At 49.2% G+C, this 26,714-nt stretch carries 18 protein-coding genes; 4 read left to right on the top strand and 14 right to left on the bottom strand.

The window, feature by feature from the left end; all coding sequences use genetic code 11:
• Position 1: 1 nt before the first annotated feature.
• The 4 genes from B2739_RS02445 to B2739_RS02430 all read right to left on the bottom strand — a co-directional run bounded on the left by B2739_RS02445 (position 2) and on the right by B2739_RS02430 (position 3,971).
• On the bottom strand, positions 2–865 hold the full coding sequence (locus tag B2739_RS02445; protein WP_331344289.1) for a fatty acid desaturase: 864 nt from the start codon (positions 863–865) through the stop codon (positions 2–4).
• A gap of 5 nt (positions 866–870) precedes the next feature.
• Positions 871–1,623, bottom strand: coding sequence for a sterol desaturase family protein (locus tag B2739_RS02440; RefSeq protein ID WP_331344288.1), 753 nt, complete (start codon positions 1,621–1,623; stop codon positions 871–873).
• A 121-nt stretch (positions 1,624–1,744) separates the two neighbouring features.
• The gene (gene ilvN / locus B2739_RS02435) at positions 1,745–2,236 is read right to left on the bottom strand and encodes an acetolactate synthase small subunit (RefSeq protein WP_331344287.1); all 492 of its coding nucleotides are present in this window, start codon (positions 2,234–2,236) and stop codon (positions 1,745–1,747) included.
• Between the two features lies 1 nt (position 2,237).
• Positions 2,238–3,971, bottom strand: a complete 1,734-nt coding sequence (locus tag B2739_RS02430) for an acetolactate synthase 3 large subunit (protein WP_331344286.1) — start codon at positions 3,969–3,971, stop codon at positions 2,238–2,240.
• A 496-nt stretch (positions 3,972–4,467) separates the two neighbouring features.
• Here B2739_RS02430 and B2739_RS02425 point away from each other — a divergent pair, with 496 nt between their 5' ends.
• Positions 4,468–4,893 (top strand): DUF4124 domain-containing protein, encoded by a 426-nt coding sequence (locus B2739_RS02425; RefSeq protein WP_331344285.1) that lies wholly within the window; start codon positions 4,468–4,470, stop codon positions 4,891–4,893.
• A 118-nt stretch (positions 4,894–5,011) separates the two neighbouring features.
• Here B2739_RS02425 and B2739_RS02420 read toward each other — a convergent pair whose 3' ends face one another.
• The 6 genes from B2739_RS02420 to rluD form a co-directional block, all read right to left on the bottom strand.
• Complete coding sequence (locus tag B2739_RS02420; RefSeq protein ID WP_331344284.1) at positions 5,012–9,079, bottom strand: S8 family peptidase; 4,068 nt, start codon at positions 9,077–9,079, stop codon at positions 5,012–5,014.
• Positions 9,080–9,240: 161 nt separating this feature from the next.
• The gene (gene clpB / locus B2739_RS02415) at positions 9,241–11,898 is read right to left on the bottom strand and encodes an ATP-dependent chaperone ClpB (protein ID WP_331344283.1); all 2,658 of its coding nucleotides are present in this window, start codon (positions 11,896–11,898) and stop codon (positions 9,241–9,243) included.
• 126 nt (positions 11,899–12,024) lie between these two features.
• Positions 12,025–12,546 (bottom strand): DUF4870 domain-containing protein, encoded by a 522-nt coding sequence (locus B2739_RS02410; protein WP_331344282.1) that lies wholly within the window; start codon positions 12,544–12,546, stop codon positions 12,025–12,027.
• A 36-nt stretch (positions 12,547–12,582) separates the two neighbouring features.
• Positions 12,583–13,341, bottom strand: a complete 759-nt coding sequence (locus B2739_RS02405; protein ID WP_331344281.1) for a copper homeostasis protein CutC — start codon at positions 13,339–13,341, stop codon at positions 12,583–12,585.
• Positions 13,342–13,430: 89 nt separating this feature from the next.
• Complete coding sequence (gene pgeF, locus B2739_RS02400; RefSeq protein WP_331344280.1) at positions 13,431–14,210, bottom strand: peptidoglycan editing factor PgeF; 780 nt, start codon at positions 14,208–14,210, stop codon at positions 13,431–13,433.
• The gene (gene rluD / locus B2739_RS02395; RefSeq protein WP_331344279.1) at positions 14,203–15,168 is read right to left on the bottom strand and encodes a 23S rRNA pseudouridine(1911/1915/1917) synthase RluD; all 966 of its coding nucleotides are present in this window, start codon (positions 15,166–15,168) and stop codon (positions 14,203–14,205) included. Before rluD ends, pgeF begins: the two co-directional genes overlap by 8 nt.
• A gap of 157 nt (positions 15,169–15,325) precedes the next feature.
• Between rluD and B2739_RS02390 the strand changes: the two genes are divergently transcribed.
• Entirely contained in the window at positions 15,326–16,228 is a 903-nt protein-coding gene (locus tag B2739_RS02390; protein ID WP_331344278.1) for an outer membrane protein assembly factor BamD, read from the top strand.
• Positions 16,229–16,322: 94 nt separating this feature from the next.
• Here the strand turns inward: B2739_RS02390 and B2739_RS02385 are convergent, their stop codons facing one another.
• A complete protein-coding gene (locus B2739_RS02385) occupies positions 16,323–17,951 on the bottom strand; it encodes an NAD+ synthase (protein ID WP_331344297.1) in 1,629 nt (542 codons plus the stop codon).
• Positions 17,952–18,123: 172 nt separating this feature from the next.
• Between B2739_RS02385 and B2739_RS02380 the strand changes: the two genes are divergently transcribed.
• Together B2739_RS02380 and B2739_RS02375 are read left to right on the top strand one after the other, a co-directional pair.
• Positions 18,124–19,791, top strand: coding sequence for a sensor histidine kinase (locus B2739_RS02380; RefSeq protein ID WP_331344277.1), 1,668 nt, complete (start codon positions 18,124–18,126; stop codon positions 19,789–19,791).
• 39 nt (positions 19,792–19,830) lie between these two features.
• On the top strand, positions 19,831–21,234 hold the full coding sequence (locus B2739_RS02375; protein ID WP_331344276.1) for a sigma-54 dependent transcriptional regulator: 1,404 nt from the start codon (positions 19,831–19,833) through the stop codon (positions 21,232–21,234).
• 31 nt (positions 21,235–21,265) lie between these two features.
• Here B2739_RS02375 and B2739_RS02370 read toward each other — a convergent pair whose 3' ends face one another.
• The 3 genes from B2739_RS02370 to B2739_RS02360 are packed head-to-tail and all read right to left on the bottom strand — an operon-like array spanning position 21,266 to position 26,711.
• Entirely contained in the window at positions 21,266–21,691 is a 426-nt protein-coding gene (locus B2739_RS02370) for a type IV pilin protein (RefSeq protein ID WP_331344275.1), read from the bottom strand.
• Between the two features lie 13 nt (positions 21,692–21,704).
• Positions 21,705–26,144 (bottom strand): pilus assembly protein, encoded by a 4,440-nt coding sequence (locus B2739_RS02365; RefSeq protein ID WP_331344274.1) that lies wholly within the window; start codon positions 26,142–26,144, stop codon positions 21,705–21,707.
• 12 nt (positions 26,145–26,156) lie between these two features.
• On the bottom strand, positions 26,157–26,711 hold the full coding sequence (locus B2739_RS02360) for a pilus assembly PilX family protein (RefSeq protein ID WP_049630962.1): 555 nt from the start codon (positions 26,709–26,711) through the stop codon (positions 26,157–26,159).
• Positions 26,712–26,714 lie beyond the last annotated feature (3 nt).

Below are 26,714 nucleotides of genomic sequence, written 5' to 3'. Positions count from 1 at the left end.
GTTAGTCCTTGTTGTGAAGCGAACGACTGCGCCAGCGCGGGTGCAGTAACGCCAATAAATAAGTGCGCAACATATAACGCAGTAAACTGTTTTCCTGCAACGCAGGATGAACTTGTGTTGCATAATGTTGGTGCAATTCCGGCAACTGCGACCAATGCGCGCGCGGGTGTTGGTGGTGCGCAGTATGCAACCCGATATTAAATAACAAGGGGTTAAGCAAACCATAAAAATTGCGCGCAAACTGTAAACTATTGCCCGAACCATCGGCATGTGCATGCTGCAAATAATTTGTCGCCAATAACCAATGCAGCCCATGCAACTGTGGAATCAATACCAACACAAGCCATTTTTCCCAATCAATCCACGCCAGCGCAAGCCATAACCCAACAACAAGAAAATACTGCAACACACAATAATAAAAATAGGCACGCTGGAATTGATAGCGGCGTTTTAAGTAGGCCAGAAATTCTGGATAGAGCACCGAAATTGCCTGCAGCGGATGCAACAAATACCCCAGCAAATGATTGGTGTCACCGCGTGCACCGGGTGTATTAAAACGATAGGTGCGAGCCAGATCCTGCTCGCCGTGTTGGTAACGATGGTGATTGCCAATATGGGAGGGATAAAACACAAAGGTGGGATGCCCCTGCAAGAGCATGAGCCATAAATCCGTCAGGCGATTTAACCGGCGCGAAGTCCAGATTCGCAAATGGGTATGATTATGGTGAATCACCCCCACACCCAGCGTTAAAAATAATTCCAGCAAATAGAGCGGCCAACTGAATCCCTGCTGCCATTGCCATACAACCAATAATGGCAACAGCAGCAAATAGGCAATGCTCTGCCAATCGCGCCAGTTACGCATCTTATTTAACGCACACGCCAGCGGTTAATTTGTTTGTCGGCAGCATCGGCAGGCAAGGCGGTTTTAAAAATCCAATCCATAAACGGAAACATAAAACCGTAGTTGCCGTTAAAACAGGCATGATGCAAATGGTGGCGACGCGCACCGTTAAAAATCACGCGCGGCGAGCGCGGGTTAAAATCAAAATTGGAATGGCCAATACTATTGAACAACAAACTAAATAACGGCACGGAAAAAAGCGCATAGACACTAAAATCGTGCACCAGCATCGGCAATAAAATCACGTTACCTAGCATCAAAGCTTCAACCGGATGAAACGCATAAGTAGACCAAGGAGTCGTCACTACCGAGCGATGATGCGGTAAGTGAAAGCGGCGCAACCAGCGCGTGTGCAGCAACCAATGGTTGATATAAAAATGGATTTCATTCCAGATAACCAACACAAAAATTTCCAACACTATTTGCAACCCTGAAGGATTCTCCGCCAACTCAGCCCAACCCAGCTGCAGCAATCCCCAAGGAAAAATCATCCCCACCCCAAAAATCCCAATCGAACTGGCAGACAACAACAGCTCCCGCCGCAACTGTCCATCACCCAACGGACGGGGATCAAGCTTGATACCAATATGCAATCGCGGCAACAACTGCTGGGTGAGCATAAGGTTCACTGCACCAAACACTAAATAAATTCCGCCAAAAAAAGCGAGGCCGACACCGGCGATCTCGAACATATTGCAATTTAAAATAAAGTCACGCATTACTCTGAAAACCTATTCCGTTAATGATGCAGCAGCAAAGCACTTATAGATTGACCACAGCTCTATAAAAAAGGCCGATACCCTTGCGAGTATCGGCCCTTCTCATACCAACAAACACAACTTACAAACTCAACACCTTCTCACCGCGCGAAATACCGCACACACCAGTGCGCACGACTTCGATAATTGCTGCATCGCCGACCGCTTGTAAAAACGCGTCGAGTTTATCGCTCGCGCCGGTGATTTGGATGGTGTAGAGGGTGCTGGTGACATCCACGATTTGACCGCGGAAAATATCTACGCAGCGTTTTACTTCTGCGCGCTGCGCGCCAGACGCTTTGACTTTAACCAGCATGAGTTCGCGCTCAATGTGCGAACCTTCGGTCAAGTCCACCAGTTTTACCACATCAATTAATTTATTGAGGTGTTTGGTGATTTGCTCGATCTTGTGATCATCGCCAATAGTCGTCAGCGTCAAGCGCGAGAGCGTTGGATCTTCTGTGGGCGCTACCGTGAGTGACTCAATGTTGTAACCGCGCTGGGAGAACAAACCAACCACACGCGAAAGTGCACCGGGAGCGTTTTCCAGGAGAACAGAAATAATTCTTCTCATCTTATGTGCGCTCCGTTTTGCTCAGGAACATATCGCGCATGGATTGCTGCGCAACCTGCATTGGGTAAACGTGTTCGGATTGATCTACCATGATGTCCATAAACACCACGCGATCTTTCAGCGCAAAACACTCTTTCAATTTTTGTTTCAGTTCTTCGCGTTTAGTTACACGCATGCCTACATGGCCATATGCTTCAGCAAGTTTGATGAAATCCGGCAAGGAATCTTCATATAAACTTTCCGCGTAGCGGCCGGAGTACTGCATGTCTTGCCATTGGCGAACCATGCCGAGCGCTTGGTTGTTCAAGCAAATAATTTTTACCGGCAAGTGATATTGCGTACAGCAGGATAATTCCTGAATACACATTTGGATCGAACCTTCACCGGTAACACACACAACAGTCGCATCGCGATGCGCAACTTGTACACCCATCGCTGCAGGCAAGCCAAAGCCCATAGTGCCAAGACCACCAGAGTTGATCCAACGGCGCGGTTTATCAAAACGATAATATTGCGCGGCAAACATTTGGTGCTGACCTACGTCAGACGTTACATACGCATCGCCTTTGGTGACTTCCCAAATCGCCTGAATAACTTCCTGCGGTTTGATTTTATCGCCAGAGGTATCAAAACGATTTTTGGTGTAGATGCTGTGACGCTCGCGCCATTCGTTAATTTGCTCCCACCAGGTTTTCAGCGCATCGGCATCTGGTTTGTCGCTGCTTTCTTTAATCAGCGACAGCATTTCGGTGAGTACGCTATCTACCGCACCAACGATAGGCACATCGGCAACCACGGTTTTTGAAATCGATGCAGGATCGATATCAATGTGGATAATTTTTGCGTTGGGGCAAAACTTGCTAACCGCGTTGGTTACGCGGTCATCAAAGCGTGCGCCTACTGCCAGAATCACATCGCTGTGATGCATTGCCGTATTCGCTTCGTAGGTGCCGTGCATTCCCAACATACCGAGGAAGTTTTTGCCGGTGCCCGGATAAGCGCCCAAGCCCATAAGGGTGTTGGTCACTGGATAATTCAGCAAGTCCACCAACTCTTTGAGCAAATGCGATGCATTGCCCTGCACCACGCCACCACCGGTGTAAATCATCGGGCGCTTGGCGCCGAGCAGCAACTGCACCGCTTTTTTGATCTGGCCGGAGTGGCCGCGCGTCGCCGGATTGTAGGAACGCATTTTTACCTTCTCGGGATATTCATAAGGGAAGGTATAAAGCGGGCTGGTTACGTCTTTAGGGACATCGATAACCACCGGGCCAGGACGACCAGTCGCAGCAATGTAGTAAGCCTTTTTAACGATTTCCGGAATTTCGCTGGCGTGTTTGACCATAAAGCTGTGCTTCACGATCGGACGGGAAATCCCCACCATGTCGGTTTCTTGGAAGGCATCTTCGCCAATCAGATGACTCATCACCTGACCGGAAATCACTACCATAGGAATAGAGTCCATGTAAGCGGTCGCAATACCGGTAATCGCATTGGTAGCGCCGGGGCCTGAGGTCACCAGCACCGAGCCGACTTTACCGGTTGAGCGCGAATAAGCATCAGCTGCGTGAGTCGCCGCTTGTTCATGGCGAACGAGAATGTGTTTAACGTCGTTTTGACGAAAGATGGCATCGTAAATATGCAGGGCAGCGCCGCCTGGATAGCCGAACAGGTATTCAACACCTTCGTCTTTCAGGGCGCGGATGAGCATATCTCCGCCGGAAAGCATTTCCACAATAATTCCCCTTTTAGGATATGGATCGCAAATAATGCGCGTGCGTCTTTGCCGCAATATGAAAAAGGCCGATGGCAACTATTACACAGGGCAAACATCACACAGGAAAGTGCTGGCACTTAGGGCAGGCCAACACCGTGAATGATCCACGATCAAAACCCGGCAAGGTTAGGATCGGATCAGTGAAAACCGTGCAGGTAAACAACGGCTTTCCACGGTGACACTCTGGTAGGAGCATCGCCATTAGATGGGTCGCCAAGAGGGTGACTTGGCGGGAAGCAGCGAAACGCCCAAGCTTAGGGGCAACTGCGAGCCATCTAGCGGAGTGGCAATTTTCCCAAGATACGCAGCAAAGTCAAGAAATTAACCGCTATTTATGTCATTTTTTAACCACTGAGCGCATTTTGCGCTCGCTCACAGATTTTGGTGCCCCGGTTTCACCAATGCCGCATTAGGTCTATAGTTGGCGTAGATGCATTCGCAAAAAGGCAAAATTATGAAGTACTTACGTTTGATCGGATTCTGTGTGGCAGCACTCGCGCTCAGCCAGAGCGCCATAGCAGCCAAGGTCTACACATGGAAAGATAAAAATGGCGTAGTCCATTATGGTGAACACCCGCCAAAAGATGTTCAGGCAATACTTGTCAAAACCCGCACAGGCCATAGCGAACCTACACCGGCACAAATTGCAGCCTCCCAACCAAAACCTGCAGCAGAGCAACAATCGGCAGCACAGTCTGGCCAACAATCACTGAAAGACCCAGAGCGATGCGCAGCAGCAAAAGAAAATCTGGAAATACTGAATACGGTTGCCCGCCTGAGAATTCAAAATGCAGACGGCGTTATGGTACCCATGACAGAAGAAGATAAAAAACAGCAGCGTGCAACAGCCCAAAAGATCATCGAGCAAGCCTGCGAGTAATTAATTATCCAACAGCCAATAAAAACGGCCACAATCAGTGGCCGTTTTTATTGGTACCTTGGCTTGGCGCGCCAGTTATTTAGCTTTCTGGCTATTTATCACAGCCACCGCTTATCGGTCACGAACGCGTCAATCCTGTGCACGGATAACATCGCGCTGCAAACAGCCCCGCGAATAACAGTATCCACCACAGGCTTATCGAGCCTCCACCACCACCTCCACCTGAACTTCCACCACCACTGCTGATGGGCGCTTTGCTGCTGGCTGTGCTACTGGATGCCTGACTGCTTGTCGCCGTTGTTACGGTAACAGTTTGCAGAACATAAGACAGGTTATAGCGAGAGTCGCTGGCATTCCAATGAACATAACTTGTACCCACCGGGAATGGCTTCCAATCCATTGTCCATGCGGTAATTTCACCATCGATAGCATCATAAGCCGTCACTTGGGGCTGGGGAATATCGGTATAAACACCTGTTGCCTCTACGGTGATGTTGGCTGGAACCTGGATCACCGGACCGGTGGTATCGCGCACATCCAGCGACTGGAAACCCGTGGCGGTTTTACCTGCCGAGTTGGTCGCCTGCCAACGGATGAGATGGCTGCCTATCGCATAAGGGCCAAGGTTCTCCGTTGTAGCGGCTATCTGGCCATCGCGCTCATCGGTAGCAAATACAACAGGCAAACTGTAAGGCGTTAGCGCGGCGGACGCCTCCACGTTCAAAGAAGGCAATGGCGCAAAACTCGGAGGGGCGATAACAGCTCCGGTAGCATTCTGACCAAGGACAACAATATCCGCCAGCGTCTGCACCAGTTTTACACTTTTATCGGCATCCACAAGAGTGATGCGCAACGAGGTTTTTACCGACCCGGACAAGACCGGCAATTTGCCCACATAGCGGGTGCCAGCCTTCGTCAGTGTCACTGGCACCCAGTCGCTTGAGCCTGCCAATTGGTACTCCATCACTGGTATTTCACTGCTGCCCGCCGCCTCATTGGTCATGCTGAGCATATCGAGCTGCACCTGCAGATCGCTACCGTTCAATACCCGGCTCGCGGTGCCATCGCTGAAAAATTGCAATTGCTCGGGGAATTCTTTTAGCAGATAGGTCTCGCTTCCGGGAAAGCGGGTCACATCCAGCTCAAGCCGTAAATGGGAGGTGCTGGTATTACCCAAAAAACGCACCGGTTGATCCAACTCCAGTACCAACGTATTGCAATTATCACTACCTAGCGGCAGGTTGAAATTACCGCCATTGGTTTCCGAGTTACTGGTCAGGGTGCCATTGCAAAACAACCGATAGGCCATGGAATCGAAAAAGTTGTTTTGTTGGAGATCGCGCTGGATGGTGTAATTACCACCCCACCAGTAGGGCTCCGACATACTCTGCACTTTTAATTCATTGGCGGGGCGACTGAAGTAAAACGCTGGCGCAACAAAGTGGGCACTGTCCGTTACGCGCAATTCGCGATGCTTGCTGCGATAGTTGGTTGCATCGGGCGTGCTGAACACACCGCGTAATTTGGTAAACGAGCTGGCATCCAAAAAGGCGAGTGTGCCGGTATTCATCAGCTGCAGATTCCAGGCAAAAGGATCATCGCTCACCTGATCCACACCCAAGGTCGGGTACCATTCCCCCTTCGCCAGCGTGGAAATATCCGCATGCAGCCTGGCGGATAATGGCTGGCTGTAAACGGTATTTCGTGTCCATGACGTGCCGAAGGCGACAAACTCGAAACTTGAACGCATTTGGCTCAAGCCTTGGGCAAACTTAACCCCCTGCGCCAGAATATCCCGGTCGGCATAGGTGAAATCCACCCCGCCTGCACTGCGCAAATCAAGATCGAGATATTGGGAGGACGATACACCGGTGTAGGCATCCTGCAACAGGTAATAGTCGCCGGTGATATCGGGGTTGGTTTCGCGCAGGGCGATGTAGGCAGTCACATTGATCTGGATCTTATCCGACACATCGGAGAGCCGCAGGATTCGCTTGGTACCCGAGCTTAAAAATAACAGGCTGCCTTGGGCGACATCGGTAAACCGCCACTCCAATTGCTGGCTGAGAGTCACAAGGGTATCCAGAGAAAGTGCATTGCCATCACTACCCGTCAGTGTGCCTATGGCCACTTCATGCAGGGCACTGGCGCGTTCCAGTTTGACGCTGGTTTCATCCTGCAAGGATACGTTTTCCTTAAAAACCAGCGCATCGACCATGCAGTTCTGGTCATAGAAAGTAACGGCCAAATGGTAAGTACCCGGTTTGAGATCAAACCCGAAATCCTTGGGGATATCAGTACAACTATTGAAATACTCCACCCCGCCGTAGCTGCCATCGGCATTCAGCACATGCACCATGTAGGGTGGTGCATCAAATTCAACATTCAAACGGGCAGCCTTGGCAAATACCAATGGCAAGCGCACCTCGCTACTGCCATAACGAATGTTACCTACCACTTCATGATGCAGGGTGACGTTATCGGCAAAGGGCAAGGCTTGGGTATCGACCGCAAGATTGAGTGTTGCTGTAGCAGACTCACCGGCTGCCAATGAGAGCGATCCCGGATTCAGCGCAGCGCTGGCACCAGTGGGCATGGTGGCAGGTGCATCCAGGCTGACAGTGAAGGGCGCAGTGGCGATATTTTTCAACGTGAAAGGCACCGCAGCAGACCAGTTGGCCTGCTCAAGATCAACTGACCCGGCCGACAAGAGTGATGGCATCACCAGCAGGCTGGTACTGGCGGCTTGCGCCAAGTCCATCATGCCCGCGCCTTGGGTAAACACATCCTGCCCCAGATCCCGGCTGGTATTGACCAGTAAAGCTTTCAGTTCAGCAGGTGACAGGGTGGGATGCAGCTGTTTCAGCAGCGCCGCACCGCCTGCGACATGAGGCGTCGCCATACTGGTTCCACTTAAACGCACATAGCTGCCGCCGGGTTTGGCGGAGTTGATATCCACGCCCGGCGCAACCAGCTCAGGTTTGATATAGGTTTGACCAATCACTGGCCCGCGCGAACTGAATCCGGCAATAGCGCCATTGTTATCACTCGCCCCTACCGTCAATACCTGCCCCGCATTACCGGGCGAGCCGATGGTGGAATAACTGCCGCTATTGCCCGCCGCCACAATCACGACAACACCCGCCGCCATCGCATTATTAGCCGCCTCCGACAGCGGCGAATCCGGCGCGCCACCGCCGCCAAGGCTCATATTGATGATATCGATCTGGTCATCCGTGAGTGGATCGCCGTCGGGATCTACGGCTTTTTCGATTGCTGCAATAATGCTGCTGTCCATGCCCCAACCCTGGTCACTCAGCACTTTATAGGCGTAAAGGGTGACATCCGGTGCAACGCCGGTGAGCGTGCCTTTGGCGGCAATAATTCCCGCCACATGGGTGCCGTGGCCATGTTTATCGATGGGATTATTCGCATCCTCCCCCTCCACAAAATTGTGCCCACCCGCCACCTTGCAACCGGCACCTATACAGCCACCCAGATCAGGATGGGTGTAATCGATACCGGTATCCAACACCGCCACGGTTACTCCTTGCCCGGTGATGGATCGCGCTTGCCCATCGCGCATTGACCATAGCTGCGGTGCCTTGGTGATCTCCACGCTCTCGGCAAGAAAAGCTTCTACGCGGTTATCCGGGTAGACCGCTGCCACCTGTGGCAAGCGACGAATCTGTTCAATGCTATCTGCCGTTGCGGTGATACTCAGGGTGTTGGTCAACTGGGTAAATTGGCCGTGCACTTTCTGCAGCAACTTTTGTTTACGCAATTCACCCAGCACCTGGCTCTGGCTTTTTTGCACGCGCTGCAATTGCGTTTGCGATGATTTGGCAAGCTGCTGTTGCGCACTGCGCGACAATTTGCCAGAGGGCGCGAGCTTGTCGCGCTGCTGCTTGAGATAAGGCTGTAACGGCTGGTCTTTCAACCGCACCAACCAGCGCTGCGACTGTTTGGGATCAACTGAATTGACCTGCAATTGCCCGCTGAGGTTATCAACACTGACGGCACCACCCGCAGACATGGGGATGGTTTTCGTCTGGATCTGACCGGATGGATTATTTTGCTGTTGGTGGATATGGATAAACTGCTGCGCCGATGAATCCGCCCGGACAGGCAGAGCGCAACAGGCCAATACCACCAGCGCTGTCACTGACAATTTCCGTTGAAACATAACAACTCCATGCTTTTTTATGATTAATTTTATTCGTGCTGCCAAGCCCGCGTTTGTACCATCACCGGAAACGGCATATCAACTGTTGCCGCTTAATAAATAGACATAAAAAAACGCCGTCACTGCTGACGGCGTTTTATCGGTTTGCGTTGGCTGCGCGTTTAATTCAAGCGTTTGGGATCAAACACAATTTTCTCACCCAACAACCGGCCATGGATAATGGAACCAGGCAGGAATTTTCCGCTGAGAATATCCTGTGCCAACGGGTTTTCAATCAGCTGCTGGATTGCACGTTTTAATGGGCGCGCACCATACACCGGATCAAACCCGACACTCGCCAGTTTATCCATCACATCAATGTCCAACTCCAAACTCAATTCGCGCTCAGCCAACCGTTTGCGCAGCAATTCAAGTTGGATATCCGCAATACCGCGGATTTGTTCACGCCCCAGAGGATGGAACACAACGACTTCATCGATACGGTTGATAAATTCCGGACGGAAGTGACTGCCGACCACTTCCATCACCGCATCTTTCATCGCGTTGTAGCGGTTTTCATTGTTGAGCGAATTGTTCAGGTTATCACTCACCACATTATCAAAGCTCACGGTATCAAATGATTTGTCTTCCGCTAATTCCTGAATGCGATCCGAACCTAAATTCGAAGTCATCACAATCACAGTATTGCGAAAATCCACCGTGCGCCCTTGGCCATCGGTGAGGCGGCCATCATCCAAGACTTGCAACAAAATATTGAATACATCCGGGTGCGCTTTTTCCACCTCATCCAACAACACAACAGAGTAAGGTTTGCGGCGCACCGTCTCGGTCAAGTAACCGCCCTCTTCGTAACCAACATAGCCCGGTGGTGCACCAATTAAACGGGCGACAGAATGCTTTTCCATAAACTCCGACATATCGATGCGCACCATTGCATCGGTGGTATCAAATAAAAATTCCGCGAGCGATTTACACAGCTCGGTTTTACCCACACCAGTTGGCCCTAAAAATAAAAATGACCCATTGGGGCGATTGGCATCACTCAAGCCCGCACGCGAACGGCGCACCGCGTTGGCGACGGCAACAACGGCCTCGTGCTGGCCAATTACCCGTTTGTGCAGCGATTCTTCCATACGTAATAATTTTTCGCGCTCGCCTTCCAACATTTTGGATACCGGAATACCGGTCCACTTGGAAACCACTTCAGCAATTTCTTCGTCAGTCACCTTGTTGCGCAGCAGTTTCATTTCCATCATTTCCGCTTGGCTGGCCATATCCAGTTGTTTTTCCAACTGCGGAATAATGCCGTACTGCAATTCGCTCATGCGTGCCAGGTCGCCTTTACGGCGCTTTTCTTCCAACTCAAAACGCGCCTGTTCCAATTGGCTTTTGATTTCATGGGAACCTTGCAGCGCCGCTTTTTCTGCACGCCAGATCTCTTCAAGATCGCCGTATTCGCGCTCTACTTTATCGATATCAAAATCAATTTTTGCGAGACGTTTTTTACTTGCCTCGTCTTCGTCTTTTTTCACCGCTTCGCGCTCGATTTTTAATTGGATCAAGCGGCGCTCCAAACGATCCATCTCCTCCGGTTTGGAGTCAATTTCCATACGGATACGACTCGCCGCTTCATCGATCAAATCAATCGCTTTATCGGGCAATTGACGATCAGTAATGTAGCGCTGCGACAATTTTGCCGCGGCGATAATCGCCGAGTCGGTAATATCCACACCGTGGTGAACTTCGTAGCGCTCTTTCAAACCGCGCAAAATGGCAATGGTGTCTTCTTCACTCGGTTCATCCACCAATACTTTTTGGAAACGGCGCTCAAGTGCCGCATCTTTCTCAATGTATTTGCGATATTCATCGAGCGTGGTGGCACCCACGCAATGCAATTCGCCGCGCGATAACGCAGGCTTGAGCATATTGCCCGCATCCATCGCGCCCTCGCCTTTACCGGCGCCGACCATGGTGTGCAATTCGTCGATAAATAAAATAATGCGGCCTTCTTGTTTGCTCAGCTCGTTAATCACGGATTTCAAACGCTCTTCAAATTCACCGCGGAATTTTGCACCGGCGAGCAAGCCACCTAAATCGAGCGACAACAAGCGTTTATCTTTTAAACCTTCGGGCACTTCGCCGTTGACGATGCGCTGCGCAAGGCCTTCCACGATCGCAGTTTTACCCACACCCGGTTCACCGATTAATACCGGATTATTTTTGCTGCGACGCTGCAAGACCTGAATGGTGCGACGGATTTCGTCATCGCGGCCAATCACCGGATCGAGCTTGCCCGCTTCGGCGCGCGCGGTTAAATCCACGGTGTATTTTTCCAGCGCCTGACGGTTGCCTTCGGAATCCGCATCATCCACATTTTCACCGCCGCGCACTTTTTGGATTGCCTGCTGTAAGCGTTGTGCATTGCCGTGTTTTTTTAACAGCTCGGCAACAGCGCCTTGCGCTTCAGTCATCAGCACAATCAATACCGAATCGCTGGAGACAAATTTATCACCTGCTTTTTGCGCATGGCGGTCAGCAAGATTCAACAGACGCACCATTTCCGGTGACATGGTCACCTCGCCGGTCGGGTTTTTAATTTGCGGTAAATTTTCCAGATATTCATTGAGCGAGGTGCGCAAACCAGCCACATCAAAGCCCGCCTGACTGAGCAGCAGGCGCACACTGGCTGCACCTTTTTGGTCGATCATGGCAAGCAGCAAATGGCCGGGGTCAAGCTGGCTGTGATCCTGCCCCAGTGCGATGGATTGGGCGTCAGACAGTGCAGTTTGCAATGAATTGGTTAAACGGTCGATACGCATGGATTACCTCAAGCGATGAGTGATTACTCGGTTGAAGCAGACGTGGGGGCTGGCAGGGTGATTTCAAGCAGGCTCTGACGCCTGCTTGATCTATCCAATAAAAAATAGGCGGGAAATTGCTTTAAATCAATTTTGTACGGCTGATGGACGCGGTGTTTCGCTCACATCAAAAAATTTGATCGACATAGGGTAGTTTTTAATAATCCCTTTGTTGGCATCCATAGCGCCCATAATGGTGAACACAATCGAACACACAAACAGGATCGCCATCAGGAAAAAGCCCACCACAATAAAACACAACACCAGACTGACCAGAAAATAAATCAGCGCACTGAAAACCCAATTCATGACGACTTTGCCCTGTTGGTCTACGTAGGGATCATCCTTTTTGGATTGCCACATAATCAGCGGCACAATCAACCCCAGGAAGGGAAACAACCAGGAGCAAAATTGGGTGAGGTGCATCACCATCGCATAGTCGTAATTATTGGTTTGCATAATCGTATGTGGCTGGAGTTGGGCATCTGGCTGCGCAGCGCGCTGCGTTTGCGCGCCCAAAATGCGCTCTTTGGCTTGCTGATATTCCTCTTCACTGATCAACCCTTTTTGTTTGAGGTCGTTCAGTTTTTCAATTTGGTCGAGATCCATAATGATTCCTTGTTGTGTGTAGGATAAAAACAATAACTAGCTGGCTGCTCGCGCGGCAGCAATGGTTGCGCGCACTGCATCGACATCGGTCAACGTAATTTCATATTCACGCTCAAGTGCAGTTCCGCCCATGCCAACATGCGGGTTGCGAAATTCCATGCCACTCTTGATGGTTTTTAGTGCCGCAAAATGCATTTCATCAACACCTGTTTCTCGCCGCACCTGGGCGATATTACCAACATCAAGTGCACCGCAACCCATGATGATAATTCGGCCATCCGCGAGTGCGACTACCTCCTTGAGAATAGCGCTACCCTCTAAGGCAGTATCGCGCTGGCCGGACGTCAGCACGCGGTCAACACCGGTGCGAATCAAGGATTCAAGTGCAGTGCGATAATCACGCGTCATGTCAAACGCGCGGTGACAGGTTACTTTCATCGGACGCGCCGCATCAACCAAGGCTTTGGTACGCAGCTCATCGATAGCACCTTCCGGCGTAAGGCAGCCGATCACCACACCGGCAACCCCTATTTCCCGCAATGCAATGACATCCTCAAGCATGCTGCGAAATTCGAGTTCGGAATACAGAAAATCGCCGCCGCGCGGCCGGACAATCACGTGAAACGGAATAGTCGCTACACGCAAGGCTTCGCGGATCACCCCCATGCTCGGGGTTAATCCACCTTCAAACAAGCTGGCACACAACTCAACCCTGTCCGCACCGGCTTGTTGTGCGGCCACAAGGCCATCAATACCTTCAACACAAATTTCGATTTTGAATGGATGTTTTGACATGGAATAACTTCAACTTATTCGTTAATGGTGATCAGGTTCACTCAAGGTTAGATACCAATTGAACGCTGCCGGATTCACGTTACAGAAAATTATTCAAACCACACCAAACTCGCCATGCGCCCGGTGATTTTATCGCGCCGGTAAGAATAAAAACGCGCACTATCAGCGTAAGTGCAATAACCACCGCCATACACATCATTAACGCCCAGCGCCGTTAACTCGGCACGCGCCAGCGCGTAAATATCGGCAAAAAAATGCAGCGGGCGATAGGCGGGGCTGAACGCAGCAGCGATCTGCTCGGCGTGAAGTGGATTGCGCGCGGTGTTAAAAAACGCTTCGAGCACATCGATGCCGACTTCAAAATGCGGCTGGGAAATCGCAGGGCCGAGGTAAGCCATAATATCCTGCGGTGCAGCGTTGAATTTTTGGATGCCTTTGGCACAAATCCCCTTTGCCAGACTGCGCCAACCGCAATGCAGCGCCGCCACTTGGGTGCCTTGTTTATCGCACAATAAAATGGGCAAACAATCTGCCGTCATCACCAGACACGCTTGCCCGCGCTGGTTGCTGTAACTGCCATCGGCCGTGCGCACCAAACCATCGGCCTTGGCGTCTACTACGCTTACGCCGTGCACCTGTTCCAGCCACTGCGGTGTTTTTCCCAAGCCCAGCTGTGCACACAACTGCGCGCGATTTTTTTCCACTAGCAGTGGATCATCACCCACATGCAAACCGACATTATTGCTGGTGTACGGCGATGGGCTCACACCGCCCGCACGGGTTGTGATAAAGGCGCGCACATTGGCGGGTGCTGGCCAGTCGGGTGTTATGCCAGCAGGACTCGTTATGCCAGCAGGGCTATCAGTCATCGACAAGGGTGTAACCTGTGTTGAGTGCATCGAGCAGGTTTTTGAAATCCTCCGGCAATGGCGCGGTCCACTCGGTGTACTCGCCTGTGCCCGGGTGCTCCAGACCCAACTTGAATGCATGCAGCGCCTGACGCGGGAAGTTTTTCAAAGTATCGATCAAATGCTGATTGGCACCTTTGGGGATTTTGAAACGGCTGCCATAGGTTTGGTCGCCCACCAGCGGATGGCCGATATGCGCCATGTGCACACGGATTTGATGGGTGCGCCCCGTTTCCAGTTTGACGCGGATATGGGTGTGGCTCGGGTAGCGTTTGGCTACACGGTAGTGCGTCACCGCGCGCTTGCCGCCCGCTTTCAACACGGCCATCAATTTACGTTGGAGCGGATGACGCCCCATAGGCGCATCTACTGTTCCACCGCCGGTCATAGCACCCACCGCAACCGCCTCATATTCGCGGCTTACGGTGCGGTCGGCCAATTGCTCTACCAAATCGGTGTGCGCCTCCAGTGTTTTGGCGATCACCATCAAACCCGTTGTTTCTTTATCAAGGCGATGCACAATGCCCGCGCGTGGCAAATTCACCAAGCCGGGAATATGGTTGATCAGGGCGTTAACCAACGTCCCGGTGTAATTGCCCGCCGCCGGGTGCACCACTAATCCAGCCTGTTTATTGATGACAATTAAATCGTCATCTTCATGGACGATATCCAGCGATATCTCCTCCGGCTCCCATTCGCCCTGGGCTTCCAGCTCGGCTTTTAATTCCAGCCGTTCGCCGCCGATCAACTTATCTTTGGGTTTGGCGATACGGCCATCCACTTTCAACTGGCCATCTTTGATCCAACTTTGCAAGCGTGAGCGCGAGAAGTCGGGGAACAACTCCGAGGCGATCTGGTCGAAGCGCATGCCGCTCATCTGGATCGGCACTTGTGCGCTCAGGTCAAAAACATCTTTCATTAAAAAACCTCTAGTGATTGTTTCTGGCTGCTCTGCCAAAAACCGGAATTTGGGCGCTTTTACTGTCGCCAGATTGGTATCCGCCAAGCTCTGTGTTTAAATACCCTGCCCCGCAAACGGGGTCTATGTTTACCGAGATATAAGAGTCTATAACCCTATGCGATTCCTGCCCTGTTTGATGCTGAGTAGCCTGGTGCTGCTGACTGCCTGCTCGTCCAAAGAGCCCGAATATACTACCGAGGCGGACTTGTACAACGCCGCGACCAAACAACTTGAAAACAGCCAATGGGAATCAGCGATCAAAAACCTGAACTCACTGGAAGAAAACTTTCCGTTTGGTACTTACGCAGATCAAGCGCAATTGGAATTGATCTACGCCCATTACAGCTCGGGTGAAGCGGATGCAGCCATCGCTACCGCCAATCGCTTCATCCGCCTGCACCCGCAACACCGCAATGTGGATTATGCCTACTACATGCTCGGTATGGCATCGTTCACCAAAGACAAAGGCATGTTCGAGCGGGTAATGCCTATCGATACATCAAAGCGCGATCCGGGCGCAGCGCGTGAATCCTTGGCTAATTTTACCCAATTACTCAACCGTTATCCCGACAGTAACTACGCCGCCGATGCCAAAAAGCGCATGCTCTTTCTGCGTAACCACTTGGCTCGCTATGAAATCCATGTCGCTAATTACTACTTCAAACGCGGCGCTTATGTTGCCGCTGTGGGCCGCGGGCGCTACGTACTGGAAAACTTCCCCCAGTCACCTGCAACACCCGATGCCTTAGCCGTTATGGTACAGGGTTATCACATGTTGAAGATGCCTGAAAAATCCAACGAGATACTGGAAATTCTCAAACTTAACTATGCAGATTACCCGGCACTGAACAAAAAAGGCGAATTCGATTACGACTTTATGTACAACAATGGCAAATCGCCCTGGCTGGCTTACCTGACACTGGGTTTATTCAGTAAAAATGAGATTACCGGCTTTGATACCCGCGTACTCTATGATCCACAATACAAACCCTATGTTGATGTAGAGCGCGTGCAGTAAGCAGCTCCACACCAGCAAACCTTTTGGGATTGTATGTAAAGGCCGCATTTGCGGCCTTTTTTATTTCTCGCGCTGGTGTATCGCTAGCGGGACTTTACTCGCCCAACTTCCAACCCGAGGTAATCGGATAACGGCGATCGCGTCCGAAACCGCGCTGGCTAATACGAATACCTACCGGAGCCTGACGGCGTTTGTATTCGTTGATATCCACCAAACGCACCACACGCTCCACCTGCTCACGTGCAAACCCTTGGCTAATAATCGCCTCGGCGCTGTAGTCTTGCTCAACATACAACTCCAGAATGCGGTCGAGGATATCGTACGGCGGCAAGCTATCTTCATCTTTTTGATCGGGAGCCAGCTCCGCCGAGGGCGGACGGGTAATCACTGTTTCCGGGATCACCGGGCTGATGCTGTTGCGATAGCGCGACAGGGCAAATACCAGAGTTTTGGGCACATCTTTAAGCGCATCAAAACCACCGGCCATGTCGCCATAGAGCGTGGAGTATCCCACTGCCATTTCGCTTTTGTTGCCGGTGGTTAGCACCAGATAACCTTTTTTGTTGGAGATCGCCATCAGCAGCACACCGCGGCAACGCGCCTGCAGGTTCTCTTCGGTAGTATCGCGCTTGCTGCCGGCAAACTCATCGCTGAGCGCCGCCATAAACGCTTCGTACATGGGTTCGATACTGATAGAGCTGTAACGCACCCCAAGGCGCGCCGCTTCATCGGCAGCATCGTTTTTGCTTAAATCCGAGGTGTAGCGGAATGGCATCATTACCGCTTCAACACGGTCAGCACCCAGCGCATCCACTGCCATCGCCAGCGTTAACGCGGAATCGATACCACCTGATAATCCCAGCACTACGCCTTTAAAACGGTTTTTATTGACGTAATCGCGCATGCCCAACACCAGCGCCTGATAAACAGCCGCAATGTTTTCAGCTATTGGCTCAAGCGACTGGGCAGGCACATGAACTGACTGCTGATCCCCTTCCAATTGCACCGCAAATTGTCCTTCCACAAAACCCGGAGCGCGGAAACACGTCTGTCCGCTGGCATCAATCGCAATGGAACCGCCATCGAAAACCAACTCATCCTGACCACCGACAAGATTGGTATACACCACCGGCATTTTTCCTTCGCGCGCACGTGTCGCCACTACCGCTTCGCGCTCTTGCTGCTTGCCTTGGTGATAGGGCGAGGCATTCAAATTGAGCATCAATTTTGCGCCCGCACTGGCGGCTTGCGCCATGGGCCCTGCAAACCAAATGTCTTCACATACGCTCAGCGCTGTGGGGACACCTTTAAGATTGAATACACAAGGTTGATCGCCCGCAGAAAAATAACGCTTCTCATCAAACACCTGATAATTGGGCAAACATTGTTTGGCGTATTCCGCAATGAGCTTTCCGTTTTCAATCACGCCCGCCATGTTATAGAGCTGGCCATCTTTGAAACGCGGATACCCCACCACCAATGCCGGAGGCAAGCTGGCCGCCTGCAACTCACGCAAAGCCCGCTCGATGCGCAATTCAAGACTTGGGCGCAACAACAAGTCCTCAGGCGGGTAACCTGTGAGGGTAAGCTCGGGAAAAATCACGGCATCGACATCGCCTTGTGCAACCGCCATACGGGCGGCCTCCAGCACCTTGGCGGTGTTACCGGGAATATCCCCAACAAGAGTATTGATTTGGGAGAGGATCAAACGTAGCTGCGACATAGGCATAAAGGTATCATCAGCAAAAAGACAGGCGCGCATTGTCCGCGATATACGCTTTCAAAGCCAAGCGGATTTTACCCGGCCATTTCCAAAAGCCTGTTATGTCCGATATCCGTTATTTGCTAATGCCCGTTATTTCCTAATGAATAGATACAAGGAATATGCACAAACCATGACATCCAGTTTGCTCAACAATCCGCGCAACTATAACCCTTATGACTTGCTGCGTATTTACACCTATTACCGCACCTTGCTGGGCAGTGTCCTGCTATTGATGTTTCAACTTGAATTTGCCCCAAAAGTGCTGGGCAATGACAACCCCACCTTGTTTTTTTATACCTCCATCGCCTACACAGCGATCAACTTCATGACATTGATAGTGATGTGGCGACTGAAATATTCGCCCTCACAACGCCAACTGTTTGGCTCCCTGTTAATTGATGTGGTTGCGATTGGCATATTGATGCATTCCAGCGGCGGCGCGATTAGCGGACTGGGTTATTTATTATTGGTTGCGATTGCTGCGGGCGGGATAATGTTGCGTGAGCGCATTTCATTTTTTCTTGCCGCTATCACCACCGTCGTTGTCATCGGCGAAGGCACATATCGCTTTTTAATTCTCACACAAGACAACAAGGCATTGTTTGCATCGGGCACATTAAGTGCCCTGGCATTTTTGACTGCACTACTATTTCAACATCTCACTAAAAAAATCCGACTCTCCTATGCTGAAGCAGAGGCTCAAGCAGAGCATGCAGCACACTTACAAAAATTGGCGCAGTTGATCATTGAAAGAATGCGCACCGGCATATTGGTATTAAACAACCGCGCAGAGATAGAGCTCTGCAATCAGGCAGCATTAAAGCTGTTAGGCGCCCCACACCCTGCAGCAGGTGAAACATTGCGGCTTGACCGATTCCCCGAGTTGTATCGCAAACATCAATCCTGGCAACGCCACGCCAATGACCATTCGCCTTTTATAAAAATTGATGGCGACACCACCACTGAAGCAAAAGCCAATTTTGCTTACCTTGAACCAAGCAATACCGACAATGTTCTGGTTTTCCTTGAGGACGTGCGCTCACTCAACCAACAAGCACAGCAACTAAAACTTGCATCACTTGGACGATTGACTGCCAGTATCGCACATGAAATCCGCAACCCGCTGGGTGCTATCAGCCACGCAAGTCAATTACTCGGCGAAACAGACACACTTCCCGCCAGCGACCAGCGCTTGCTCGACATCATTAATAATCACAGCAAACGCGTAAACCAAATCATCGAAAATATTTTGCAATTGTCACGGCGACGCCCAACCAAGCAAGAACCGATTGATTTGCGCAAGTGGATGCCTGCATTTATCGCCGATTATAAATCCAGCAAAACCAACGGATACCAGTTGGATATACAGCTGCTGGAAAAAAACCTGGGCGAAATTACCAGCGATTTTATTTATGATGACATCCATAGTTTTACCCGCATGGAAGCAAAATTTGATATCAGCCAATTGCAGCAAGTATTAACCAACCTGTTTGACAATGGCATTCGTTACAGTCCCGCCATAGATGGGCGCACGCAACTGCGAATTGAAATGGGTATTGATGTCACACAACACCAACCCTATATCCGCGTTATCGATTTCGGGCCAGGAATTAACACCGACAACTATAAGCATTTGTTTGAACCATTTTTCACAACCGAAAATACTGGTTCTGGTTTGGGCTTGTACATCTGCAAAGAACTATGTGAAGCCAATCAAGCCATTATTTCTTACAAGCGCACCGATAAAGGTGAAAGTTGTTTCCACCTGCAACTGGCGCACCCGGAAAAAACATCCTAAATATTTTCGCAGCACATTTTATAATTATCGGGAACCACTATGACCACAAAGCGCGCACTGATTATTGATGATGAACCTGACATTCGCGAGCTATTGGAAATTACCCTCGGACGCATGCAAATCCATACCGACAGCGCAGCCACAGTCGCCAGCGCCAAGCAGTTATTAGCACAGCATCGTTACGACCTATGCCTGACCGATATGCGATTACCTGATGGCAATGGACTGGAATTAGTGGAACTCATCCAACAACAGCATCCTCAATTGCCGGTTGCGGTGATCACAGCCCACGGCAGCATCGATACCGCTATTGAGTCGATGAAAGCAGGTGCATTTGATTTTATTTCCAAACCGGTGGATTTAGCCACGCTGCGCAAGCTGGTAACTACTGCCATCGAATCAAGCCAATACACACCTCCGCCCTTACAAAAAACCACACCCATTATTGGTGAGTCAAAAGCGATTCAAGATTTAATCCGCAGTATTGAAAAGCTGGCGCGATCACAAGCACCGGTTTATATCAGTGGCGAATCGGGCTCGGGCAAAGAGTTGGTTGCGCACTCTATTCACGATCTTGGCCCACGCGCCAGCAAACCGTTCATTGCGGTTAACTGTGGCGCAATCCCGCGCGAGTTGATGGAAAGTGAATTTTTTGGTCACAAGAAAGGAAGCTTTACCGGCGCACATCAAGACAAAATAGGATTATTCCAAGCTGCTGAAGGAGGCACATTATTTTTTGATGAGGTCGCCGATTTACCACTGGATATGCAAGTAAAGCTCTTACGCGCTATTCAGGAAAAATCCATCCGGCCTGTAGGCGCTGCGGATGAAATCACTACCGATGTACGCATTCTGTGCGCAACACATAAAAATTTGGAACTTGAAGTAAAGGAAGGGCGTTTTCGTCAGGATTTATTTTATCGTTTGAACGTAATTCAACTGGCTGTCGCACCACTGCGTGAAAGGCGTGAAGATATCACGCTGTTGACCCATCATCTATTACAGAAACTGGCAAACGAAATTGGAATGGACGCTCCCTTGTTGTCTACGGAAGCACAAAAGCTATTAAACAATTATCACTTTCCCGGCAATGTGCGTGAACTGGAAAATATTCTGGAGCGCGCATTTACGCTTTGCGAGAGCAATGTTATTGACGCGCAGGATTTGCAATTGCGCAATCAGGAAAATTCATTCACCTCAAGCGAAGAAAAAACCTATTCACAGAAAGTTACTCAACGATCCAACAACCAAGCAGTAGATTATCCTGCTCGCTGTGCAGAATACTCCTCGCTGGATGAATATCTTCAGGATGTTGAAAAAGAAATTTTATGCCATGCGCTGGAACAGGCGAAATGGAACAAAACACTGGCAGCAAAACATCTTGGAATTACGTTCCGCTCACTCCGTTATCGCTTGCAAAAATTAGGGCTGGATGATGAATAAAGCCGCTTTAAAAGCGGCTTTATTCATCAGATTATTTCCAGCACTCTTCCGGTGCTTTTGCGCCAGTATGCTCAAGCGTCAGTTCATTGCACCCACCTTCAGTATCTTCGGTCTGCGGTGATTTAATCGCCGTAGCCTTTAAACTATAGGTTGTTGTCTCTGAACTGGCGGTATGGCTAATAGTGATTTTATAAAAACCAGTACCGGGGGTAATAACACCCCCATCTTTCAAGTCTTTATACACAGCGCAATTTGTTTCGTCGTTAAATCGAGTATACGACGTATAACAACGCTGCAAACGTTGGGACAAACTCATTAACTCAGCTTTTGCTTCGGCACGATTACTTTTCCGCACCGAAGACAAATATGACGGATATGCTATTGCGACCAAAACCCCAACAATGACCACCGCAATCATCAGCTCAATTAATGTAAAACCACGCACAAATTTTTTCATAATAAAATCCAATTTATTGTAGCTGACGCCATGATTGACGGCCTTCTATTGGAGCAGGCAAAGAGAGATCTTCGGTTTCTATCTTACCCAAAGAACTGTTTTTAATAATATTGCCGATATCGCCACTCAAAGTGGCATTAAGATTTCCAAGAATCAAATAATCTGCATAGGTCATTTCTTTGAGTATATTCACACCCACATATCGATCACCGACTGCGGGTATTTCCATCAACCAACTATTGCCACCATATTTACACGCATGATTAGACGGAATTAAGGTTGGAAAGATCAATTTATCAAACAGCAAGATTGCCTTGGTTGTTACGCGCTCGCCCTGAGCACTCGTATCATCAAAATCCAATACCCATCCGTCTTGAGTTCTCCAATCAGGATTCTGATCTTTATCCAGCTCACGCTTCGGTGTTGATGAATAGGTAGTCTTCATTGTTTTTTTACGCAAGTTGGAATAGCTCACTGTGGAACCGATATCCGCTATTGCATAAAAACTATGCTTAACGCTGCCGACTGCGTCATCACCATCATCGTAATATTTGCCCGTACCAAAATACACCATGGTTTTGTAATCCTTGGGAACGTTAATACCTAAAGTTGGTGCAGCGGTAATGGGTTGCGCTTTGGTGCCATCTTTTGCCTCAAAGAGCTTATAAGCCAATTTCCAATTACTCACGTCATTAGAATTATTGGTGTCTGTATCGTAGAGATCGAAACGCCATAAGTTACCATCGATGTCACCGGCATAAACCTGCAGCGCACGACCTAATGAATCAACTTGCAACGTGGGCGCAGACAAGCCGGTTCCTGCACCTGTATCGATTACTTTTGAGTAACTTGAACTCAAAGGTTCCTCAAGATCAATCACGAATAAACTGGACTTACTTTCACTACTGTCGCCATTACCAAAAATCATTGTCCAGCGACCATTTTTCATAGGGGCAATGATTGGTTTACCTAGCACATAACCCATTTGAGGATAATCAGCATCACTCAACTCAAATAGTAGCTTGGGTGTTGCGTCAGTCACATCCAATGCGTACACACCTCGACCACCGGCCCCCAAAGTACCAACCACAATCCGGCGCCATTCTCCTTTGTAAAAAACATCACTGTAAGTTAATGGCCCATCCACTATGTATTTATGCGCACTTGCGCCCAAGGTGTAATTGGGAGCGGTGATAGCGGCAATTTTCGCAAAGGCACCATTGGGGATAAATGCAAATTCCTCTTTCATTGTTTTGGCGTTAAAGGCATGAACCATCCCGTCATTAGCACCCACCATTACCAACTCAGCAAACCCGGACGCTGTTTCGCTACCCACTTTATCGCTCAAAAACTCCCTGTAGGTTGCACCGGCATCACCAGGTAAATTGTTGTAACGGAAGTTTCTTGAACCGACATATACAGGATTAGAGTTAACTATATCGCCCAATATATTCCGGTCATCGCCTTCCCCCCTACTTCTGAGGATACTCGCCGTTGTTTTCTTTGATTCTTCATAAGTGTCACTGCCGGTTATCCAGTCAGCGCGCTTTTGTGCGTTGGTAAAATCACTACCTTCTGATGCAAGCTTCAAGGCAGCCTGCTGCGTAGCAGTTAATGCACTCCAAGAAAACGAAACCAAATTGTTATTTTTATTAAAGTAAATATTTCTTCCCTCAGGCGACTGCTGCATGCTTCCTTCGCATAACACACCTGTACCAGTAGCATCCCTAATGGTTGAGGTACAGAGTTCAGGTTTATCATCTAACACGTCTGATTCAAACGTGTAGCCAAGCAAGCTTCCGGTCCAGTCTGAGCTATTAAATTGAGCTTGATAAACAAATGACCCCTCACTGACACGGGCACTGACAGTCGCCACTGATGATGCAGCACCTATTCCGGCTGCAATGTCGTTCATCACAGTTTCTAAAGAATCTTTTAATGTTCTAGGATCTGTCGCGTAAAAATAGGAATCGGATATATCCCTATCTTTAATCTTGGCGGTCAAATATTCATTGTTAAAAGTAGCTTTTTCTTTTGCTGCAGACGCTTTCGCCGATGCCTCAAACGCTACGGAATAACCGCCCCACTTTGCCGCCAACTCCAATGGGGACTTCAAGAATTGAGCATCAGTATCAGTCGCGTCTTTTCCGATGGAGTATCGCGCCTGAGGGGTTTCCGCTAAGCCATCGCACTTTCCATTTACATTGGTTGCATTACAAGTACACTTATCTACAGCATCGCAATAGGTAACCTCGTCTTCATCCATAAAATCCCGAATACCAGAGTGTACTTTCCAACCGTCTTTATCAGTGCCACTGATCACATAACCGAAACCCATAGACGCGGCAGTTGAAACCGTAAATATTCTTGAGGTAACACGTGCCTCACCACTATCAACTTCTATATCAAGAGTGCCCCATACATCTTGGTCAAAATCCAATCCTTGTTCCGCGGATTCCCAGTTAACATAAAGCTTCGCAGTGTTGACTGTGTTTGATTCGTCGATATCGATATCTACAATTTTAAAATCCACTATTGCACAATTACCCTCTCGCTGTGCTGTAGCAGAAGTCGCGCCATCTACGTTAGTGGTTTTACGATTGCTTTTACAAGCAGGCAAAATCTCAACGATTTTGGCTTCATCAGATCCGGGAACAGGAATTTTTATCGATGGCACAGCAGGAGCCAGAGCAACGCCAAACGTACGCACATTTTGATCGCCTGTTATCGAGGTGTTGATATCACTCTGACGAGCAAAATAAGACAGGCCAGCTATACCATAACTACCTTTAAGGCGAGGGGCATCAGGACAAGTACCCAAAACATCAGCGAGAGCCGAATAGTTTTTCCCGGTACATATGCCATCTTTTTTAGATGCATTAGCCCCCATGAAATAGTCACCTGATAAATTCTCATGCGCAGCGTTGCCAATTTTGTTCGTCCACACATTAAGGTCAGAGAGATTAATACCAGCACCACTCAATTCATCATCATCAAAAGAAGAGCTTGATGCATTAAATTGGATAATATTTAGCGGGGCACAGTAATTGGCTTCAGTAACGGGCTTGGTTCCCCATGCGATAGTGTTAAGCCCTGCAATTCTGCCGCTGTCATCAGAAGCAAAAGCACTGGTTGCTGTTGAACCCGCCAAATAACGCAATGACTCTAAATATATTTCAGACTGCGGATTGCCCCAGTTACTACATGTGCCATTAGCAAAACCCGCTATACCACCAGGACAATTATCGTGATTTGTACCAGCAGAGTAAGTGCCATCACCATAGTTATAACCGTAAATGCGTAAAGCATCCAAGGTTTTAATGGCACCGGCCGTACCAGTAAACGTTCCATTGGTTGACACATTAATTTCAGCAGACATATTGCCGATTGCTTTGCGCAATACGCCGCCTGATTTGTTTTTTCCGTAGGAGCCGGTCATCAGACCGAAATTAATTCTATTGGTCTCACCAAATTGTTGAAATAAACCGACTGGTTTTTTGGCACTTCCTGCTGCGGGATATTGTTTACAATCTGTCTCCTCTAAACCGGCAACACATACTTTGACTCGTGCAACATATTCACCTTTTATATCACTAGAGCCTGCAGTTGGCGCGGCACTATAAGCGTTGATACCGGAAACACCTTTATCATTATCATTTGGGGCACCATCAAATCTGCATTGCCAACGCTCGTTACTCGCCCACAAAGAGTAATTTCCTTTCACCACTCTCAATAATGGCGGGCTCTTCAATAGTTGAGACATGTTAGTCGCAGTGTCTGTGTCTGCAGTGGTATTACAAATTGTAATGCCCGTTGCTTCTGTGCCCTTCTGCAACTTAGGGACATCATTAAATGGCGTAAGCTTATCGATGTCATCGCCATCATAAAATTTTGCAAAAGAGTGGGCATCATGCGGCAAGAAGGCACGTTCTAACACAGTTTCTGAGGCGGTATCTGTAGAGCGATAACCACCATAAAGTATTTTGCGAACCGCATCTATTCTGGTCATTGATGCCCAGTTAAGAAAGTTGCCGCTCCATTCATTGCCACCAGACGTACAATAATAGTCACTATCGGCAGCATCGTGCGGCTCAAAACGTTTATTATCGGCTGAGTAGATGTAGCACTTTTTACTGTCGAAATAGCCATAGTACTCATACTTCGGAATGTAAGTAGTATCCGGAATGCCGTCTTTCTCTCCACCAGTTGGATTGGTGATATCACTGTAGTCATCGTAGACTTTGAAATAGAGTTGATGATCTCGCGAGAGATTCAACATCATGATGGGCGTTACAGGGTTCGTTTGAAACAATGGGGCTTGTGCTGGAATTGAATGCGCCGTATGTGCAATTGACATTGCAAAAAACGCAACCACAGAAGCCACGCCCATTCGAGGCAAACAACATTTTTCGGCAAGTTTGCGCACAGCAGCTTTCGTTTTGTTGATTAACATATGTCTACTCCATTAATCAGGAATGCGTTTTAAATACGATTGGAGAATTACAACAGTATCCGTGCTTGCACCAACCCCACGAGCAGATGCGCGATAAGGAACGGTTTCAAAAGAAAGGCTTTCCTGATCTATTCCACTGCCTGAAATAGCTGCCTCTTTGCCAATATCAGAGTTCAGTTCTTCCACTATGTATACCGGTTCACTGGCAACCCATGTTAAGTCGGATGTTATTTTTTTGACCCAATTCGTTTCATCGGCCCACTTTTCATCGGTAAACGAAGCAACAGAATCTGCAGGTGTTTTATTCAAGTCGAAATGCAAACCATCTTTTCCATTAAAAAGCGGCAGCGCCGCCTGCATAACAACAGACTCACCTTGCCGCAAAGCAGATTCAGCAGCCTGGAAAGCAATATTTCTGTCGCGCATGTTTCCCGCCATTCCTTCCTGCAATCCAGTTCCCCGAATAGCAGCAAGACTCACAATGGCAATCAAAAGCACCATTATCAACCCTACCAGCAACACAGCTCCGTTTTCATTTGCCTTGGGCGATTTTGCTGAAAACTTCATACT

Origin of the sequence: Cellvibrio sp. UBA7661, assembly GCA_002483365.1 — a bacterium.
Lineage (GTDB): Bacteria > Pseudomonadota > Gammaproteobacteria > Pseudomonadales > Cellvibrionaceae > Cellvibrio.
The sequence above is the reverse complement of the archived record's forward strand: the minus strand, read 5'-3'. Positions and strand labels throughout refer to the sequence as shown.